Below are 19794 nucleotides of genomic sequence, written 5' to 3' on the forward strand. Positions count from 1 at the left end.
GTCAGCGTTTGTGGTGAGGGAGGTTGCGTAGAATCGCCACGGGGCGGTGGTCGCGACATTGGCGACGACACCATGCACGGCGAGCGACATATCGCATCGCAAGCGCGATCACATTCATCCTCCCCGGCCTTCGCACGCATCATGTCGAACGCGTGCGAGCCCGCGTCCATTCAATGGCGCGGCGTTGGGGTCAGGCTATTCATCCGGGGATGAAAGTCTATAGGTAAAATCGACAGGCCTTGCGATGCGCCTGCAGGACGCGACCGCGGAATAGCGACGACGCGCCCGGTGGCGCGATCGAACACGTCGTGCGTTGAATTTGCGCTATCTCGACAACGACGGTGAGCCCCCCTCCCCCTTGCGGGGAGGGGTCGGGGGTGGGGGTCCCCGGGCGATACTTGATGTGATGAGTTCGGGTCGAGACGTGCAACGACGAAAAGTAATCGTCTGGGCAGGTGAGACGGTGCCTCAAGCGGGGCTCACTGGGTGTGGGCCCCCACCCCCGACCCCTCCCCGCAAGGGGGAGGGGAGTGCACCTTCGGCGCGGCGGAACCTCGGCTCCAACTACGCCGTGAGCTTCTCCAGCTCCTTGATGATCGCCTCGCCCATCTGCGCGGTCGAGGCCGGGGTCGAGCCTTCGGCCTTGATGTCGGCGGTGCGCAGGCCGGAGGCGAGCACGGCGGCGATGGCGGCGTCGAGCTTGTCGGCGAGCGCGCCCATGTCGAAGGAGTAGCGCAGCGCCATGCCGAACGACGTCAGCATCGCGATCGGGTTGGCGAGACCCTTGCCGGCAATGTCCGGCGCCGAGCCGTGCACCGGCTCGTACAGCGCGCGGCGCTTGTGGGTCTTGGCGTCGACCTCGCCGAGCGAGGCCGACGGCAGCATGCCGAGCGATCCCGTCAGCATCGCCGCGATGTCCGAGAGCATGTCGCCGAACAGGTTGTCGGTGACGATGACGTCGAACATCTTTGGATATTTCACCAGATTCATGCCGCCGGAATCGGCGAGCTGGTGCTCGAGCGTGACGTCCTTGTATTCGCGATTGTGAACCGCGGTGACGACCTCGTTCCAGAGCACGCCCGACTTCATGACGTTGCGCTTCTCCATCGACGTCACCTTGTTGCGGCGCTTGCGCGCCAGGTCGAAGGCGACGCGGGCGATGCGCTCGATCTCATAGGTGTCGTAGACCTGGGTATCGACGGCCCGCTTCTGGCCGTTGCCGAGATCGGTGATGGTCTTGGGCTCGCCGAAATACACGCCGCCGGTGAGCTCGCGCACGATCATGATGTCGAGGCCCTCGACGATCTCGCGCTTCAGGCTGGAGGCATCGGCGAGCGCCGGGTAGCACACGGCAGGACGCAGATTGGCGAACAGGCCGAGATCCTTGCGCAGGCGCAGCAGGCCCGCCTCGGGGCGGACCTCGTAGGGAACGCCGTCCCACTTCGGACCGCCGACGGCGCCGAAGATGATGGCATCCGCCGCCTTGGCCTTGTCCATGTCGGCTTCCGAGATCGAGGCGCCATGGGCGTCGTAGGCGGCGCCGCCGACCAGACCGTCCTCGGTCTCGAACGAGGCCAGCCCCTTGCCGTTGAGCCAGCCGATCAGCCGCTTCACCTCGGCCATCACTTCGGGGCCGATGCCGTCGCCGGGCAGCAAAAGGAGCTTCTGGGTCGCCATGGTCGTTGTCCTCACGGGGCTTGTCATGCCCGGCGTTGCGCGGGCATCCGGCATTCCTGGCCGGATCGCCGGACGGACCGGCAATGACGGGAACGAAAATCCGCGGGAGTGCTAAAGCCCTCCTGCATGGTTGGCAAGCCACCATTGCCGCCGCACGTCTTCTGGACCGGCGCGCCGAGCTGCTATGTTCTCCGGGATCGCCGCTGGAGAGCATGGACTGCCGGACGATCGCCGCGCCGGAGCATGTCTTGCTGAATCCCACGCCCGATCCGCCTCCGGCCCATCCGGCGCGGCTGAACCTGACACTGTCGCTCGGGCCCATCGTCGGCCTCGGCATCGGCCGCTTCGCCTATGCGCTGGTGCTACCCGACATGCGCGATTCGCTGCACTGGTCGTACTCGGCCGCGGGTTTCATGAACACCGTGAACGCCGCCGGCTATCTGATCGGCGCCCTGATCGCGTCGCGTCTGATCGGCCGGATCGGCGCACCGGCGACGGTGCGCGGCGGAACCCTGGCGGCGCTGGCCTCGCTCGCGGTCTGCGCCCTGACCGGCGACTTCGTCGCGCTCAGCCTGGCGCGGCTGATCACCGGCATCGGCGCGGGCGTCGCCTTCGTCGCCGGCGGCACGCTGGCGGCGCGGATCGCGCAATCGCGGCCGGCCCAGGCGAGCTTCATCCTCAGCCTGTTCTATGCCGGACCGCCGCTCGGCATCGTCGCCTCCGGCCTGGTGGCGCCGTTCGTGCTGCAGGCGTTCGGGCCTGGCTCGTGGTGGATCGTCTGGCTGGCGCTGACCGCGCTTGGCTGCGTGCTGATCCTGCCGCTGCTGCTGACGCCGATCCCCGCGATGGCGGCCGTGCCCGGCGGCGGCGCAGCCCCGGTGTCGCTGCGGCCGATGACGATCTATCTGTTCGGCTACTTCCTCTATGGCGCCGGCTATATCGCCTATCTCACCTTCATGATCGCCTATGTCCGCGACCTCGGCGGCGGCGCCGCCGCGCAATCGGCATTCTGGTGCCTGATCGGGCTGGCCGGCTTCACCACGCCCTGGGTGTGGCGCCGCGTGATCGCGCTGGACCGCGGTGGGAGGCCGGCCGCGATCATCCTCACCGTCAACGCCATCGGCGCCGCACTGCCGGCGCTCAGCCATTCGCCGGCGATGCTGGCACTGTCCGCCGCGATCTTCGGCGTCGCGTTCTCGACCGTCACGACGGCGACCACCGCGTTCGTGCGCTTCAACCTGCCGCAGGCCGCATGGTCACGCGCCATCGCGGCCCTGACCATCGTGTTCGGCATCGGCCAGACGCTGGGTCCGTTCGCGGTCGGCGCGATCACGGATGCGATGGGAAGCCTGACCTATGCGCTGAATGTGTCGGCGGCGCTGTTGCTGTTGGGCGCGGCAATGGCGGCGCTGCAGGGGAAGTTGAAACGCGCCGATCGAGCCTGATCGACGGTGTCGTCCCTGCGAACGCAGGGACCCCTACCGCGGACGCTATCGAGGAATCTGGCTGGTAGTTGCCTGCCTCATCACGGCCTGTGGTTATGGGTCCCTGCGTTCGCAGGGACGACAGCGGAGATTGCGGCCGCCATCCGGGCTCGATTGGCGGGAGATCAGCTCCCGCTGAACGAATTGTACCCCTGATCCTCCCAGTAGCCGCCCTTGTAGTCGTTGGTGACTTCCATCGCGACGACGTATTTGGGGTTCTTGAAGCCGAGCTTGGTGGGCACGCGGATCTTCATCGGGTAGCCGTAGGCGCGCGGCAGGATCTGGTCGGCGAACTTGAAGGTCATCTGGGTCTGCGGATGCAGCGCGGTGCGCATGTCCAGAGGCGAGTTGTAGCCGTCCTTGTCGGCGCAGTTGAACCAGACATATTTCGCACTGATATCCGCGCCGATCAGCTTGAGGAAGTCGCGCAGCGGCGTGCCGGTCCAGGAGCCGATCGCGCTCCAGCCCTCGACGCAGATGTGGCGCGTGATCTGCGTCACCTGGGGCAGCGCCTGCAGCTCATCCAGCGTCCACGACTTCTTGTTGTCGACGAGGCCGCGCACCTCGAGCTTCCAGTCGGCGGCGTCGATCTCCGGCGCCTCGTCGAGCGTGTAGTAGGCATTGAACGGGAACGGCTTGGTGATCGCGCTCTCCGGGAAGGTCGGCGCCAGCGCATCCGGATTGAACATCCAGGCCTGCACCGCGTCGTTGAACTTCGAGACCTTCTTGAGCAGCTCCTCGGCGGTGTCGCCGTCGACGACGTCGCAGCCGGCGAGCAAGGTCAGCGCGCCGAGGCTGGCGCCGCCGGTGATGAAGCGGCGCCGCGTGAGATCGGGCATCACCTTCAGCGAGTCCTTGATCAGGAGCCGCTTGTCGACGCCGGGAATGAGGAACGGACGTTTCGCCATGGTTGTCTCTCCTCTCAGCGGCCGATGATCATCGCGCGCAGGCTCTTCGGCACCAGCAGCGCGAGCAGGATGTGGATCACCAGGAAGGCGCAGATCAGCGCCATGCAGACGAAATGGACGTAGCGCGCCGCCGGATAGTCGCCGAACAGGCTCACCAGCCAGTGCAGCTGCACCGGCTTCCACATCGACAGGCCCGTGAGCACGACGACGATGCCGACGCAGATGATGCCGAGATAGAGCAGCTTCTGCACCGCGTTGTAGACGGTGAGGTCGTCATGGGCGAGCTTGAAGGTCAGCGCGGCCTTGAGGTCGGCGATGACGGACGCCGGCGAGATCGGCAGCAGCTTGCGGCGGAACCGGCCGGTGGCGAGACCGGTGACGAGATAGGCGAGGCCGTTCAGCATCAGCAGCCACATCGCCGCGAAGTGCCACAGCAGCGCGCCGCCGAGCCAGCCGCCGAGCGTGAAGCTGCGGTCGAAGCGGAAGTCGAACAGCGGCGAGGCATTGTAGATCTGCCAGCCCGACATGATCATCATGATCATTGCGACGGCGTTGATCCAATGCATGACGCGCACCCAGGCCGGCTGAATGGCCTTGGTCGCGACTCCGGTTACCGCTCCCCCGGTCGCCGCGAGGGTCGAGGGGGCGCTGGTGGTGGCGCTCGTCATGGCGGTCGGCTCCGTCGCTTGCATTTACGTCGCTTGCATTCGTCACGCCAAGTATACGCCGGCTCGGCGGGCTCCGTTACACGCGCGGCGCCGATCAAAACGATACGCAGAAACTATCGCGTTCACAAAAAAGCGAGCCGGGGGTGGCCCGGCTCGCTCCTGGTCACATCCGCGAGGAGGAGGAAGAAACGGATGTGTCCGGTGTCGCGCCGGGCCTCAGGACGCCGGCATCAGCACGGTGTCGACCACGTGGATGACGCCGTTCGACTGGTTGACGTTCGGGATCGTCACCATCGAGGTGCCGCCCTTGGCGTCGACGATCATAACGTTCTTGCCCTCGCGCTTGACGGTGAGCTGCTCGCCCTCGACCGTCTTCAGCATCTGGCCGTCCTTCAGGTCGGACGCCTCGAGCTTGCCGGGCACGACGTGATAGGTGAGGATCTTGGTCAGCGTCGCCTTGTTCTCCGGCTTGACGAGGCTGTCGACGGTGCCTGCCGGCAGCTTGCCGAACGCGGTATTGGTCGGCGCGAACACCGTGAACGGTCCCTTGCCTTCCAGCGTCGGCACGAGGCCGGCGGCCTTCACCGCGGCGACCAGCGTCGTGTGATCCTTCGAGTTGACCGCGTTCTGCACGATGTTCTTCGACGGATACATCGCCGCGCCTCCGACCATCACGGTCTTCTCCTCGGCGCTGGCGGGCGCGACGAAGGTCGAGGTCAGCGACAGCGCGCTGAAGGCGGCGGCAGCGAGAAAGGCAATGCGCTTGGACATGGGTAGCTCCCTATGAAAGGCGGCGGCAGAGCCGCGTGATGAGTTCGACTGCGACACCGATGCTGATCTTGAGCGGATGCGCTCTTGCGTCGTGTCAGGCCGAGCTACGCCGCGTTCGGAAGCGAGTTTCGGCGCATAATTTAACGTGATCCGTGAAACCTGCGGCGATCGAGATCGTCTCGCCGACTCATTGAACGAGATCCGCGCCGCATTGTCGCAGCCTGCTGCGAACTGATCAGCTCTCTGTCGGTCATTGGCCGACGCCGATGACCGATCATCGTCGCCATTAACTACAATGCGAGCCGAGCCCGGCCGAACCTGCCGAAAACATTGCGAGTAAGACTTTCTTAAGGTTGATTGGTCGGCACGGCGCCGGCTGCGGGAAGGGGATGTCCTGCACTGTCCGGCGCGATCGGCGGGGGTTTCCTACAGTGAACAGAACGATCTGGATTGCGGGGTTCTGCCTCGTGATAATCTGCTGCTTGCTTGCAACGAAGATGGTGCTTGCCGCGGTATCGCCCGGCGACATCGCAGGCGAAGCGACGTCGTCGCTGATCCGCGAGCCCATTCCCGGCGTTGATACGTTGAACGAGTCCGATCGCAGTTTCGAAACACCGCCGCTCGATCTCAACGAAGGCGCGCGCCTGCCGCTGCTATCGAGGGCCGTGCGCGCGGACGGACGTGGTGCGTCGGCTGCCCGCCGCGCCAAGCCGGCCAGCAAGTCGACCGTGCTGCGGCCGGCTAGGCGCGAGGCCGCGCCGGTGAAGAGCGCGGCGGCGCCGTGCCGGCAGCTCGATCCGATCGCCCGCTTCCTTGCGTCGGCCAAGATCGGGCCGCGCTGCCAGGCTTGATGAATTGCGGCGTCAGGCCGAGACCGCCGTCACCACCTGCGCCAGCAATTGCTCGCGCCGCGTCTGCGAGCGCTGGCCCTTCATGGTGGCGGCGAAGCGTTCGAGGATGCCGTCCTCGAACGCCGTGACGATGGTGTCGTGCACGTAGCTCTTGCGGCAGATCGCCGGCGTGTTGGTGAGCTCGTCGGCGGCGGCGCGGATCGCTTCCAGGATCTGCTTCTTGCGGCCGCGCGCGCTCGCCGCCGGCGTGATCCGCGACAAGGTCTCCAGCGCCACGGCGGAGGCCATCAGCGTGCGGAAATCCTTCAGCGAGATCTTGATGCCGGCGATCTCGCGCAGGAAGGCGTTGACCTGCGTGGTCGAGACGGCGCGCACCACGCCCTGGGCGTCGCGGTATTGGAACATGCGGCGGCCGGGCACGCCGCGCAAAATGCCGACGGCCCGCACCAGCTTGGCGGCGTCGCATTCCTTGCGCACGGCCTTGCCGCCCTTGGCCTTGAAGGTCAGCACCAGGGAGTCATCCTCGAGCGTGACGTTCGACTTCAACAGTGTGGTGGCGCCGCGCGTGCCGTTCAGCCGGGCATAGGACTCGTTGCCGGGGCGAATGGCCGTGCGCGCGATCAGCTCGATGACAGCAGCGAGCGCGAACTCGCGCGTCGGCTGGTCGCCGGCGAGATGTTTCGACACCGCGCGACGGATGCGCGGCAGCGCGCCGACCAGCTTGGCGAGGCGATGCGCCTTGCGATGCTCGCGCACCTTCTCCCAGTCGGCGTGATAGCGGTATTGCAGCCGGCCGGCGGCATCGACGCCAACCGCCTGCAGATGCAGGTTCGGATCGGGGGCGTAGCGCACCTCGCGATAGGCCGGCGGCACCGCCATCGCATGCAGGCGGCGGATGGTGCCGGCGTGGCGGATCGGGGTGCCGTTGGCGCGGATGAAGGTATAGCTCTTGCCCCGCCTGATGCGGCGGATGGTCAGCGCGGTCTGGTCGCCGAGCTTCAGCCCGATGCGCTTGGCGAGTTCCTCGACCGAGGTCTTGGCATTGCCTTGCGCGTCGGCGGTCTTGGCGTGGGCCAGATCCTTCAAGCTCAGCTTGCGGCGCGGCGGCTTGGGCGGCCACTGGCCCAGCGCTTTCGCGAGCGCGACCTCGGGATCGGCCGGGCCGACCCGCGGGCTCTCGAAATTCTGCTGGTCCATCATTGCTTTAGACGCCCTGCCGTCGTTTTCATCCGCTCAATGCCCCGGAGTCCGGTTTGGTTCCGGCCGGGTTATCCACAGCTTCAAGGCGATTTAGGGCGTGACGGGCCGGATAGCGAGTCCCTAATTTTGGGCAACGCGGTTTCAAAATACCGGTACACGCCCCGATTCCGGGTAACCTTGATGCTGCAGACTGTAGGGACCTCCGAGGCGCGGCCGGCGCACGCAACCTCCGCGCACAATTCTTTGATCCTGCTCAGACCGCCTCCCCGCCGAAGGTCCTACTTGTCTTGCCTTGTCGCCGCCGGTTACGCGGACGCATAGTGGGAACAACGATGGCCTGCGCGGGATCGACGGCAGGCCGCATGTGGAGGGTGTGAAATGTCCGAGAAGATCTACGACGTTCCGGCCGAGTGGGCGAAACGCGCCTTTGTCGACGACGCGAAGTACCAGGAGATGTACGCGCGCTCGATCAAGGACCCCAACGGCTTCTGGGCCGAGCAGGCCAGGCGCGTCGATTGGGTCAAGGCGCCGACGAGAATCGAAAACGTCTCCTACGCACCCGGCAACATCTCGATCAAATGGTTCGAGGACGGCGTCCTCAACGCCGCCTATAACTGCATCGACCGCCATCTCGCCACCCGCGGCGACCAGACCGCGATCATCTGGGAAGGCGACGACCCCTCGCAGTCGAAGCACATCACCTATCGCGAGCTGCACGACGAGGTGTGCAGGATGGCCAACATCCTGCGCAACCGCAACGTCAAGAAGGGCGACCGCGTCACCATCTATCTGCCGATGATCCCGGAGGCCGCCTATGCGATGCTGGCCTGCGCCCGCATCGGCGCCATCCACTCGGTGGTGTTCGCCGGCTTCTCGCCGGACTCGCTCGCCCAGCGCATCAAGGACTGCGATTCCAAGATCATCATCACCGCCGACGAGGGCCTGCGCGGCGGCCGCAAGGTGCCGCTCAAGGCCAATGTCGACGCAGCGCTGAACAAGGTCGACAATGTCGACTGGGTCGTCGTGGTCAAGCGCACCGGCGGCAAGATCGAGATGAATCCGAGCCGCGACCTCTGGTACCACGAGGCCGCCGAGATGGTGACCACCGAATGCCCGTGCGAGCCGATGAATGCGGAGGATCCGCTGTTCATCCTCTACACCTCGGGCTCGACCGGCCAGCCCAAGGGCGTGCTGCACACCACCGGCGGCTATCTCGTCTACGCCGCGATGACGCATCAATACGTGTTCGACTATCACGAGGGCGACGTCTACTGGTGCACCGCCGACGTCGGCTGGGTCACCGGTCACAGCTACATCCTCTATGGGCCGCTGGCCAATGGCGCCGTCACGCTGATGTTCGAAGGCGTGCCGAACTATCCGGACAATTCGCGGTTCTGGAACGTCATCGACAAGCACAAGGTCAACATCTTCTACACCGCGCCGACCGCGATCCGCGCCCTGATGCAGGGCGGCGACGGACCGGTGAAGAAGACCTCGCGCGCGTCTCTGCGCCTGCTCGGCTCGGTCGGCGAGCCGATCAATCCGGAAGCCTGGGAGTGGTATCACCGCGTCGTCGGCGACGACCGCTGCCCGATCGTCGACACCTGGTGGCAGACCGAGACCGGCGGCATCCTGATCACGCCGCTGCCGGGCGCGACCCGGCTGAAGCCGGGCTCCGCGACGCGGCCGTTCTTCGGCGTCGTGCCCGAGATCGTCGATGCCGACGGCAAGACGCTGGAAGGCGCGACCGAGGGCAATCTCTGCCTCACCCGGTCCTGGCCGGGCCAGATGCGCACGGTGTATGGCGACCATGCCCGGTTCGAGATGACCTACTTCTCGACCTACAAGGGCAAGTACTTCACCGGCGACGGCTGTCGCCGCGACGCCGACGGCTATTACTGGATCACCGGCCGCGTCGACGACGTCATCAACGTCTCCGGCCACCGCATGGGAACGGCCGAGGTGGAAAGCGCGCTGGTTGCCCATCCCAAGGTGTCGGAAGCCGCCGTGGTCGGCTATCCCCACGACATCAAGGGCCAGGGCATCTACGCCTATGTCACCCTGATGGCCGGCGAGCAGCCGACCGAGGAGCTGCGCAAGGAGCTCGTCGCCTGGGTGCGCAAGGAGATCGGCCCGATCGCCTCGCCCGACCAGATCCAGTTCGCCCCCGGCCTGCCCAAGACCCGCTCCGGCAAGATCATGCGCCGCATCCTGCGCAAGATCGCCGAGGACGAGCCGGGCGCGCTGGGCGACACCTCGACCCTTGCCGATCCCGGCGTGGTCGATGATCTCGTCCAGCACCGGCAGAACCGCAAGGAGAAGCAGGCGTAAGCACGCCGTGCCCCGCGGGCGCGAAGCGCGTTCGCCGCAATCGTCAAGTCTCATCGCACTCCCGCGGCTGATTCCGCGGGAGTGTTGTTTTTAGGTCATTTACTCGCAGATGGAGTTTTCCTTTCCTCATGCGATCTGCGTGCTCCCGGCCGGGGAGCAGGCGCCGCGGAACCGGCTGAGGGGATGACCATGCGGACTGGGGCGGTCAGGCTGACAATGAAGGCGGCGATGCTGGCCGCGTCGGTGATCGGAACCATGGTCACGACGGCCGGCTCTGCGTCGGCCCGTCCCGAGTTGGTCGCCGTCGCCGGCGACTTTTCGCCGGGCACCATCGTCGTGAGGACCGGCGAGCGGAAACTCTATCTCGTGCTCGATGGCAGCCACGCCTTGCGCTACACGGTCGGCGTCGGCAAGGCCGGCCGGCAATGGGCCGGCACCACCAAGATCGACGGCAAGTACAAGAATCCGGCCTGGGCTCCGCCCGCCGACGTCAAGCGCGACAAGCCGGAGCTGCCGGACGTCATTCCCGGCGGCTCGCCGCGCAATCCGATGGGCGTTGCCGCCTTGACGCTCGCCGGCGGCGAATATGCGATCCACGGAACCAACGTGCCGAATTCGGTGGGCGGCTATGTCTCGTATGGCTGCATCCGCATGCTCAACCCGGATATCACCGACCTCTACGAGCGCGTGTCGATCGGCACGACGGTGGTGGTCACGCGCTGAGTCACCGTTGCGATACGGGAGTGCGGCGAACGCGGGACCGGCAAGCCCGGCGCCGAACAACGAAAGCCGAGCGCGGACATCCCGTCAGAAGTCCGAGATGATTCCCTTTTTCTCCCAGTCGCCGTAACGGGTCGGCTCCGGCCCTTTCGGCCCCTGCAACTCCGTCGGCATCGGCTTCGTCTGTTGTGCTGCCAGTCGGCGGCGTTCCTCAGCCTCGGTCAGCGCGCGCTGCGCGGCCGGCGTCAGCGGCTTGCGCGGCGACTCATTGCTGGCGACCAGGGCCAAAGCGGGCTTGCCCTTCGGCTCACTCCTGGGCTCATTCTCGGGCTCGTTGCTCATCGTACCATTCCACCATTGAACCGGTTCGTTCCGACCTCATCAGATCGTGTGCCCACCCATGAAAAAACAGGGCTAATAAAAGCAGAGCCGATTCTTACATTTGGCATATTCCGGTGACAGAGGACCCGCAAGCTGATGGCATGCACCCGATGGTCGCGGAACTGCCTTTCTTCTTTCGCGAGTAATTCCCAGGCATGCCTCCGCCGCGTTTTGCGACCCCTTCCGAAGTCCCAGGCCTGGCGGCACGGCGCATCGCCGCCGACGTGGTCGACGGCGTGCTGCACAAGCATCGCACCCTCGACGATCAGCTCGACGGGACCGGCGCACATCCCGGACTGAAGCATCTGGCCGACCGCGACCGCGCGCTGATGCGCCGGCTGGTCGCCACCACCTTGCGGCGGCTTGGAACGCTCGGTCACGTGCTGTCGCGGCTGCTGGATCGCGGCGTGCCGACCGACGCGCCGCGGGCGCAGAGCGCGCTGCTGATCGGCGCCGCCCAGATCCTCTGGATGGACGTTCCTGACCACGCTGCCGTCGACCTCTCCGTCCGCCTGGTGCAGGCCGACCGCCGCGCAGCGAAATATGCCGGGCTCGTCAACGCGGTGCTGCGGCGCTGCGCGCGCGAGGGCGCAACCCTGCTCGACGATGCCGCCGGTCAGCCGCTCGACATCGCGCCCTGGCTGCTCAAGCGCTGGATCGATCATTATGGCGAAGCGACCGCCAGGGACATCGCCGCGGCGCTCGGCCAGGAGCCGTCGCTCGACCTCACGGTGAAGTCGGACCCGGCGCAATGGGCGTCGCGGCTGCATGGCGAGGTGCTGTCGACCGGCACCGTGCGCACCGTACTGCATGGTTCGGTGACGGTGCTGCCGGGCTTCGCCGAGGGACAATGGTGGGTGCAGGACGCCGCCGCCGCCTTGCCTGCGCGCCTGCTCGGCAACATCAGCGGCAAGGCCGTCGCCGACCTCTGCGCGGCGCCAGGCGGCAAGACGGCTCAGCTCGCCCATGCCGGCGCCCGCGTTACCGCGGTCGACCGGTCGCCGGCCCGGATGAACCGGCTGAGGGACAACATGACCCGGCTGCAGCTGACCGCCGAGACGGTCGTGGCTGACGCCGCCGAATGGCAGCCTGCCGACGGCGGCGGCTTCGACGGCCTGCTGCTCGATGCGCCCTGCACCTCGACCGGCACGATTCGGCGTCATCCCGACGTCGGCTGGTTGCGTAGCGAGGCCGACATCGCCGCGTTGTCGGGCTTGCAGGCGCGGCTGTTGACCAGGGCGGGCAGCCTGATCAAGCCGGGCGGAACCCTGGTCTACTGCACCTGTTCGCTGGAGCCCGAGGAGGGCGAGCAGGTGGTCGAGCGCGTGCTGGCCGAATCCACCGAGCTGCGCCGCATCCCCGTCACCGCCGGCGAGGTGGCGGGACTGGCCGAGCTGGTCACTCCGGCCGGCGACCTGCGCACGCTGCCCTGCCATTTGCCGCACCAGGACCCCCGGCTCGGCGGTCTCGATGGTTTTTATGCGGCGAGACTGGAGCGGCGGCCGTGAGCGTGTCATCGTGCGCCGTGCGCCGTGCGCCGGCCCTGCGTCGGTCGGGCTTTAAGGGCGTCGGCGTTGCGTTAGTCCGTTAAATCCTGATTTTGCACCAGATTCTGGTCCCGCGATGGTGCTGCACCGGGGCCAAAAATGGTGTATCGGCGGCAGTTGCGATCTATGAAGGATGCGCAACCGAATCCCCCTCTGAATCCAAGGCTTGGCGTGTCCGCCGCTCAACGCAGACGCATATCGACGCTGGTGATGGGCCGCTTTGCGCGCAGCCTGATGTCCAACGTCAGCGGTGTATCGGTATCCGTGTCCGGGTTGTGGCCCGGTCGCGCCGACCGACTCATCATTGCGCCGCATGACCTGCGCACGTCGGACGCGACGCGGGCGGCCGAGATCTACGCCGGCCGCTTCGTCTTCGCCGGCAAGATCGTGACCTGCCATGGCCGCTCGATCTTCGACCTGGAGCCGCCGTCGGAGGACTGGGAGGTGGCCCTGCTCGGCTTCGGCTGGCTGCGACATCTGCGCGCAGCCGACACCGCGCTGACCCGCGCCAATGCCCGTGCTCTGGTCGACGACTGGATCACTAACCAGATCGGCCGCCATCCGCTGAGCCGGCGCGCCGACGTGCTGGCGCGGCGGGTGATCTCGCTGCTGTCGCAGGCGCCGCTGGTGCTGGCCGATTCCGACGGCAAGTTCTATCGCCGCTATCTGCGCGGGCTGACCCGCGAGATCCGCTATCTGCGCTATTCGACGATCGACATCCCGGATGGCGCGCCGCGGCTGCAGGTGCTGATCGCACTGTGTTACGCCGCGCTGTGCCTCGCCAACCAGGCCAAGCACATCCGCAGCGCGACCCGGAAACTCTCCGACGAGTTGCAGCGGCAGATCCTGCCCGATGGCGGCCACGTCTCGCGCAATCCGGGCGCGCTGATCGAATTGCTGATCGACCTGCTGCCGCTGCGGCAGACGTTTGCGGCCCGCAACATCGCCCCGCCGCCGGCGCTGCTCAACGCCATCGACCGCATGATGCCGATGCTGCGCTTCTTCCGCCACGGCGACGGCAACATGGCGCTGTTCAATGGCATGGGCGGCACCCCGTCCGACCTGCTGGCGACCCTGCTCGCCTACGACGACACCCACGGCACGCCGATGGCGAGCATGCCGCATTCCGGTTTCCAGCGGCTCGATGCCGGACCGATGACGGTGATCGTCGATACCGGTCCGCCGCCGCCACCGCATCTGAGCCATGAGGCCCATGCCGGTTGCCTCGCCTTCGAGATGTCCTCCGGACCGTGCCGCATCGTGATCAATTGCGGCATGCCGTCGACCGGCCGCGATAATTGGCGCGCTTTTGCGCGCAGCACGGTGGCACATTCAACGCTGACCTACCACAACACCTCGTCCTGCACCTTCGTCGAGATGTCGGCGATGAAGCGCCTGCTGCACGGCGCGCCGATCGTATCGGGTCCGACGCGGGTCGAGAACTTCCGCGAGATCGTGCCCGACGGCACCGTGCTGTCGACCTCGCACAACGGCTACGCGGCGAAATTCGGCCTGATCCATCGTCGCGTGCTGGTGGCGGCCGAGGACGGCTCGCGGCTCGACGGCGAGGACACCGTGACGCCGGCGCAGGGCGCGCGGCTTCGCGGCGGCGGATCGGACTACGCGCTGCGCTTCCACCTGCACCCGGCCGTCAAGGCCAGCCGGCTCAGCGACGGCCGCGGCGCCATGCTGGTGCTGCCCAATCGCGAGGTCTGGACGTTCGAGACGTTCGACGATCGCGTCGACCTCGAGGACAGCGTGTTTCTCGCCGGCAATGACGGTCCGCGCCGCACCACGCAACTGGTGATCCGGCAGGACGCGCAGCAGGCCCCGTCGATCCGCTGGAGCTTCGTCCGCTCGTCGACGTCCCCGACCGAGACCAACGGGCGCCGCAACGGGCGGAGAGAGCCTGAGCTGCCGCTGTAACACCCTGGCTCTCGCTTCTCAGATCATCTCACATCACCGTCCGTCGAGACGTCCGCCTTCGGCGGGCCCTCGGAACGCGGCCGACGTTCGGGCGGCTCATCGTGAGACGTGCGGCCAAGGTGATCGTTCGATCGCCCACCCGTTGTCGCGGGCGGCAAAAGCTGATATGAGGCCCGCTCTCGCGCGACTGGCGACTTTGGATGGAGCACCATCGGGGAGCGCGGGATTTGACGCCGTGCGCCTGGGCATTTTGAACTCCTGCACAAGGACTCTGCCCATGACCAATCAGCTTCGTCGCGTTCACCGTGCCCTGCTTTCCGTATCCGACAAGACCGGCCTGGTCGACTTCGCCCGCTCGCTCGCCGCGCGCGGCATCGAGCTGGTCTCGACCGGCGGCACCGCCAAGGCGATTGCCGATGCCGGCCTCAAGGTGAAGGACGTCTCCGACCTCACCGGCTTTCCCGAGATGATGGACGGCCGCGTCAAGACGCTGCATCCGAAGGTGCATGGCGGACTGCTCGCGATCCGCGGCAATGATGAGCATGCCGAGGCGATGAAGACCCATGGCATCGCGCCGATCGATCTGCTCGTCGTCAATCTCTACCCGTTCGAGGCCACGGTCGAACGCGGCGCCCCGTTCAACGACTGCATCGAGAACATCGACATCGGCGGCCCGGCGATGATCCGCGCGGCGTCGAAGAACCACGAGGACGTCGCCGTCGTCGTCGACGTCAACGACTATCACGCCGTGCTGGACGACCTGGCGCGGCATGAGGGTTCGACCACGCTGCTGCTGCGCCGCCGGCTTGCCGCCAAGGCCTATGCGCGCACCGCCGCCTATGATGCCGCGATCTCCAACTGGTTCGCCGCCACCATCCAGAACGACGCGCCCGATTACCGCGCCTTCGGTGGCAAGCTGATCCAGTCGCTGCGCTATGGCGAGAACCCGCACCAGCACGCCGCGTTCTACGCGCTGCCCGGCCGCCGTCCCGGCGTCGCCACCGCGCGCCAGCTGCAAGGCAAGGAGCTGTCCTACAACAACATCAACGACACCGACGCGGCCTATGAGTGCATCGCCGAGTTCGACCCGGCGCGCACCGCCGCCTGTGTCATCGTCAAGCACGCCAATCCCTGCGGTGTCGCCGAAGGGCCCGATCTCGTCACCGCCTACCAGAAGGCGCTGGCCTGTGACTCGACCTCGGCGTTCGGCGGGATCATCGCGATGAACCGCAAGCTCGATGCCGCCACGGCGCACGCGATCACCGGCATCTTCACCGAGGTGATCATCGCGCCCGACGCGACCGAGGAGGCGATCGCGGTGATCGCAGCGCGCAAGAAGCTGCGGCTGCTGCTCGCCGGCGCCCTGCCCGATCCGCGCGAAGCCGGCCTCACCGCCAAGACCGTGGCCGGCGGCCTGCTGGTGCAGAGCCGCGACAATGCTGTCGTCGATGACATGGAGCTGAAGGTGGTGACCAAGCGCGCCCCCACCGAAGCCGAGCTGCGCGACCTGCGCTTCGCCTTCCGCGTCGCCAAGCATGTCAAGTCGAACACCATCGTCTACGCCAAGGAGTCGGCGACAGTCGGCATCGGCGCGGGACAGATGAGCCGGGTCGATTCGGCGCGCATCGCCGCGCGCAAGGCGCTGGATGCGGCCAGCGCGCTCAAGCTCGCCGAGCCGCTGACCAAGGGATCGGTGGTCGCCTCCGACGCGTTCTTTCCGTTCGCCGACGGCATGCTCGCCTGCATCGAGGCCGGCGCCACCGCGGTCATTCAGCCCGGCGGCTCCGTGAAGGACGACGAGGTCATCAAGGCGGCCGACGAGCACGGCATCGCCATGGTGCTGACCGGCGTGCGGCACTTCCGGCACTGATTGCGCCCACAATCTCCGCCGTCATTCCGGGATGCGCCGCAAGGCGCAGGCCCGGAATCCATAACCACGATCGTGAGTATGGATTCCGGGCTCGCCCTGCGGGCGCCCCGGAATGACGGCGGAGCAAGTTTCAGGCGCCCTGCCCCGCACGACCACCTGCATTCACCCGCGCCAGCAACACTAGCCCCACCGCAAAGAACAGCACCAGCACGGCCATGCCCGCCTTCTGGCTCGCGGTGGCCGCGGTGATGATGCCTATCAGCAGCGGGCCGATGAACGACGTCACCTTGCCGGTGAGCGCGAACAGGCCGAAATACTGCGCCACGCGCTCCTTCGGCACCATGCGGATCAGCAGCGAGCGCGAGGCCGCCTGCAGCGGCGCGCCGCAGGCGCCGATGACGCAGCCGAGCAAGAGATAGGCGCGCTCCGGCAGCGAGGCGAACAGCGGGCCGCCCGGCACGGCCGGCGTAACCGAAATGAACAGAACCGAATCACGGCTCACCATGAGAATCGCGATGATCGCGAGCAGCAGCAGCGTCATGCTGCCGGCGATCACACGCTTCGGCCCGAGAAAGTCATCCAGCTTGCCGCCGAGCCAGCCGCCAAACGTGCCGGCGGCGGCGAGGATGATGCCGAAGGTGCCGATCTGGATCGTGTTCCAGCCGAACGTGCCGGCGGCATAGATGCCGCCGAAAGCGAACAGCGACACCAGCCCATCGGTGTAGATCATGTTGGCGAGGAGAAAGAGCGCGACGTCGCGCTGCTGCGGCAGGCTGCGCAGCGTCTGCTTCAGTTGACCAAGCCCCTCGCCCACGGCCGCGCCCAGCCGGTGCCGCGCCGGAAAGTCCGGTGTGAACAGGAACATCGGCAATACGAACACGATGAACCAGAGCCCGGTGAGCGGACCGGAGATGCGGTCGCCTTCATGGCTCACGGGATCGAGCCCGAACAGCGGCTTGAATCCAAACAGCGTGCGGCCGCTGTCGGGATTGGCGGCGAGAAAGCCGAGCACGATGACGAGCGAGAGGATGCCGCCGACATAGCCGGTGGCCCATCCGGTGCCGGACAGCCGGCCGATGCGTTCCGGCGGCACCAGGGTCGGCATCATCGCGTTGTTGAACACGGTGGCGAACTCGACACCGATGGTGGCGATCACATAGGCCGCGAGCAGCGGCGGGATCAGCTCGGGCGCGCCGGGACGCCCGATCCACATCAGCGAGGCGCCGATCACCAGCATCGCGCCGAACGCCGCGATCCACGGCTTGCGGCGCCCGGTGGCATCGGCGATGGCGCCGAACACCGGTGACAGCAGCGCGATGACGATGCCGGCCGCGGCGATCGCAAAGCCCCACAGCGCCTGGCCGCTCGCCGCGTCCGGCGCGACATGCGCCGCGAAATAGGGCGCGAAGACGAAGGTCGTGATCAGCGTGAAGTAGGGCTGCGCCGCCCAATCGAAGAAGATCCAGCTGACGACGGCCGCGCGCCCGGGATAGATTCGGCCGTCGGCAGGACCAGAGGTCTCGATCGTGATGACGGTCATTCGAAAATCCTCTGCAATCACCGCGTCGCATCTCGCGACGATCACGGCGTTGCGTTTTACGCCGGCGACGCGGCCCTATAACATCTGACGATCCCAGGCGGATGTCAGCAACGGCAGAATTGCGATGACCACGTTCACGATTGATCGACGACGGCTCCTTGCGGGTTTCATGCTGTTGCTGGCCGGCTGCCTGCCCGCGCGGGCGCTGGATTCGCAAACCTTCGATATCCCGCAGCCCCCCGGTATCACCGCGCCGGCGCAGCCGCCCGCACATGGCATGGTGGTGGCGCAGGAGCGGATCGCGGCCGAAGTCGGCCAGCGCATCCTTGCGCTGGGCGGCAACGCGGTCGATGCCGCCGTTGCCACCGGCTTTGCAATGGCCGTGACCTATCCCGTTGCCGGCAACATCGGCGGCGGCGGCTTCATGGTCATCCACATCGCCAGGACCAACGAGGACGTGGCGATCGACTATCGCGAGACCGGTCCCGCCGCGATCACGCGCGACATCTTCCTCGGCGCCGATGGCAAGCCCGACAACGTCAAGTCGCGCGATTCGGCGCTGTCGATCGGCGTCCCCGGATCGGTGGCAGGTCTCGCGCTGGCGCTGGAGAAATACGGCTCGGGCAAGTTCACGCTGGCGCAGGTGCTGCATCCGGCGATCGTGCTGGCGCGCGACGGCATCCCCGTCGCCGACGACGTTGCCGTCACCCTGCCGATGATGGCGCCGCGGCTGGCAAAATGGAAATCATCGGCCGCGATCTTCATCCGTCCCGATGGCACGGTGCTGAGGGAAGGAGACCGGCTGATCCAGCGCGATATGGCGGCGACGCTCACCGCCATTGCCGAGCAGGGCCCGCGCGGATTTTATGAAGGGCCGGTCGCCGACCAGCTCGCCAAGGCGATCCAGGATGCCGGCGGCATCATGACAGCGGACGATCTCAAGGCCTACCAGCCGGTGCTGCGCACGCCGGTGCGCGGCACCTATCGCGGCTATGACATCGTGTCGATGCCGCTGCCGTCCTCGGGCGGCACCGTGCTGGTCGAGATGCTGAACATCCTCGAGGGCTTTCCGCTCGCTGAGCTGAAGCAGGGCTCGCCCGCCTCGCTGCATCTGCTGATCGAGGCGATGAAGCGCGCCTATGCCGACCGCGCGCGCTATCTCGGCGACCCCGCCTTCGTCGACGCGCCGGTGCGCGCGATGCTGTCGAAGGACTATGCCGCGCGCCAGCGCGCCGGGATCGATCCCGCGCACGCCACCAGCGCCGGCGACGTGCTCAACACCACGCCGCTGCGGGAGGGCAGCAACACCACGCATTTTTCGGTCGTCGACAATGACGGAAATGCCGTCAGCAACACCTACACGCTGAACTTCCCCTATGGCGTCGGCCTCGTCGCCGAGGGCACCGGCGTGCTGCTCAACAACGAGCTCGACGATTTCACCGCCGCGCCCGGCGCCTCGAATGCCTTCGGCCTGGTCGGCTTCGAGGCCAATCTGCCAGGCCCCGGCAAGCGGCCGCTGTCGTCGATGTCGCCGACCATCGTGCTGAAGGACGGCAAGCCCGTGCTCGTCACCGGCTCGCCGGGCGGCAGCCGCATCATCTCGACCGTGCTGCAGGTGATCGTCAACGTGCTCGACTATCGGATGGACGTCCGAGAGGCCGTCACCGCGCCTCGCCTGCATCACCAATGGATGCCCGACGAGGTCCGAATCGAGAAGGGTTTTGCCGAGGACGTGCTCGCCGGTCTGCGCGCCCGAGGTCACAAGCTCGAGGAGCCGATGGGACGGACCTCGGCCAACTCCATCCTGGTGACGTCGGATGGATTCGTCGGCGCGCCGGATCCGCGCAGCAAGGGCGCCACCGCAGCCGGGCGCTGAGGCGCCGGTTCCCAGGCGATGCCGGACATCGCGGCCCCGGATGA

General features: G+C 66.9%; 15 protein-coding genes and 1 riboswitch. Of the genes, 8 read left to right on the forward strand and 7 right to left on the reverse strand.

Features of this window, described 5'->3' with window-relative positions:
- Positions 1-564: 564 nt before the first annotated feature.
- Positions 565-1677: a 3-isopropylmalate dehydrogenase gene (gene leuB / locus QW861_RS27655; RefSeq protein ID WP_316186221.1), complete on the reverse strand. Its 1113-nt coding sequence runs from the start codon at positions 1675-1677 to the stop codon at positions 565-567.
- Positions 1678-1889: 212 nt separating this feature from the next.
- Here leuB and QW861_RS27660 point away from each other — a divergent pair, with 212 nt between their 5' ends.
- Positions 1890-3122: a YbfB/YjiJ family MFS transporter gene (locus tag QW861_RS27660; protein ID WP_315750600.1), complete on the forward strand. Its 1233-nt coding sequence runs from the start codon at positions 1890-1892 to the stop codon at positions 3120-3122.
- A gap of 164 nt (positions 3123-3286) precedes the next feature.
- Here QW861_RS27660 and QW861_RS27665 read toward each other — a convergent pair whose 3' ends face one another.
- The 3 genes from QW861_RS27665 to QW861_RS27675 all read right to left on the reverse strand — a co-directional run bounded on the left by QW861_RS27665 (position 3287) and on the right by QW861_RS27675 (position 5508).
- Complete coding sequence (locus QW861_RS27665; protein WP_316193727.1) at positions 3287-4069, reverse strand: molybdopterin-dependent oxidoreductase; 783 nt, start codon at positions 4067-4069, stop codon at positions 3287-3289.
- A gap of 14 nt (positions 4070-4083) precedes the next feature.
- Positions 4084-4737: a cytochrome b/b6 domain-containing protein gene (locus QW861_RS27670; protein ID WP_316193728.1), complete on the reverse strand. Its 654-nt coding sequence runs from the start codon at positions 4735-4737 to the stop codon at positions 4084-4086.
- Between the two features lie 216 nt (positions 4738-4953).
- Positions 4954-5508 carry a fasciclin domain-containing protein gene (locus tag QW861_RS27675; protein ID WP_315715875.1) on the reverse strand — a complete coding sequence of 185 codons (555 nt, stop codon included), beginning with the start codon at positions 5506-5508 and terminating at the stop codon, positions 4954-4956.
- 482 nt (positions 5509-5990) lie between these two features.
- On the opposite strand from QW861_RS27675, the gene QW861_RS27680 reads away from it, so the two are divergent.
- Complete coding sequence (locus tag QW861_RS27680) at positions 5991-6359, forward strand: hypothetical protein (RefSeq protein WP_315715874.1); 369 nt, start codon at positions 5991-5993, stop codon at positions 6357-6359.
- 12 nt (positions 6360-6371) lie between these two features.
- Here QW861_RS27680 and QW861_RS27685 read toward each other — a convergent pair whose 3' ends face one another.
- Entirely contained in the window at positions 6372-7559 is a 1188-nt protein-coding gene (locus tag QW861_RS27685; protein WP_315750595.1) for a DNA topoisomerase IB, read from the reverse strand.
- A gap of 378 nt (positions 7560-7937) precedes the next feature.
- On the opposite strand from QW861_RS27685, the gene acs reads away from it, so the two are divergent.
- Both acs and QW861_RS27695 read left to right on the forward strand, forming a co-directional pair.
- Positions 7938-9890: an acetate--CoA ligase gene (gene acs / locus QW861_RS27690; protein ID WP_316173411.1), complete on the forward strand. Its 1953-nt coding sequence runs from the start codon at positions 7938-7940 to the stop codon at positions 9888-9890.
- Between the two features lie 228 nt (positions 9891-10118).
- Positions 10119-10613: a L,D-transpeptidase gene (locus tag QW861_RS27695; RefSeq protein ID WP_409998633.1), complete on the forward strand. Its 495-nt coding sequence runs from the start codon at positions 10119-10121 to the stop codon at positions 10611-10613.
- A gap of 84 nt (positions 10614-10697) precedes the next feature.
- Here the strand turns inward: QW861_RS27695 and QW861_RS27700 are convergent, their stop codons facing one another.
- On the reverse strand, positions 10698-10952 hold the full coding sequence (locus QW861_RS27700; protein ID WP_316193729.1) for a DUF1674 domain-containing protein: 255 nt from the start codon (positions 10950-10952) through the stop codon (positions 10698-10700).
- A gap of 194 nt (positions 10953-11146) precedes the next feature.
- Here QW861_RS27700 and QW861_RS27705 point away from each other — a divergent pair, with 194 nt between their 5' ends.
- The 3 genes from QW861_RS27705 (at position 11147) to purH (ending at position 16334) form a co-directional block, all read left to right on the forward strand.
- On the forward strand, positions 11147-12499 hold the full coding sequence (locus QW861_RS27705) for an RsmB/NOP family class I SAM-dependent RNA methyltransferase (protein ID WP_316193730.1): 1353 nt from the start codon (positions 11147-11149) through the stop codon (positions 12497-12499).
- A 249-nt stretch (positions 12500-12748) separates the two neighbouring features.
- A complete protein-coding gene (locus QW861_RS27710) occupies positions 12749-14464 on the forward strand; it encodes a heparinase II/III family protein (protein ID WP_315825829.1) in 1716 nt (571 codons plus the stop codon).
- Positions 14465-14637: 173 nt separating this feature from the next.
- Positions 14638-14718, forward strand: a riboswitch (ZMP/ZTP riboswitch).
- 23 nt (positions 14719-14741) lie between these two features.
- On the forward strand, positions 14742-16334 hold the full coding sequence (gene purH, locus QW861_RS27715) for a bifunctional phosphoribosylaminoimidazolecarboxamide formyltransferase/IMP cyclohydrolase (RefSeq protein WP_315825747.1): 1593 nt from the start codon (positions 14742-14744) through the stop codon (positions 16332-16334).
- A 130-nt stretch (positions 16335-16464) separates the two neighbouring features.
- Here purH and QW861_RS27720 read toward each other — a convergent pair whose 3' ends face one another.
- Positions 16465-17874 carry an MFS transporter gene (locus QW861_RS27720; protein WP_316193731.1) on the reverse strand — a complete coding sequence of 470 codons (1410 nt, stop codon included), beginning with the start codon at positions 17872-17874 and terminating at the stop codon, positions 16465-16467.
- 124 nt (positions 17875-17998) lie between these two features.
- Here QW861_RS27720 and ggt point away from each other — a divergent pair, with 124 nt between their 5' ends.
- Positions 17999-19750, forward strand: a complete 1752-nt coding sequence (ggt, locus tag QW861_RS27725; RefSeq protein WP_410052337.1) for a gamma-glutamyltransferase — start codon at positions 17999-18001, stop codon at positions 19748-19750.
- Positions 19751-19794: the final 44 nt, after the last annotated feature.

The organism is Bradyrhizobium sp. SZCCHNRI1029 (assembly GCF_032487555.1).
Classification (GTDB): domain Bacteria; phylum Pseudomonadota; class Alphaproteobacteria; order Rhizobiales; family Xanthobacteraceae; genus Bradyrhizobium.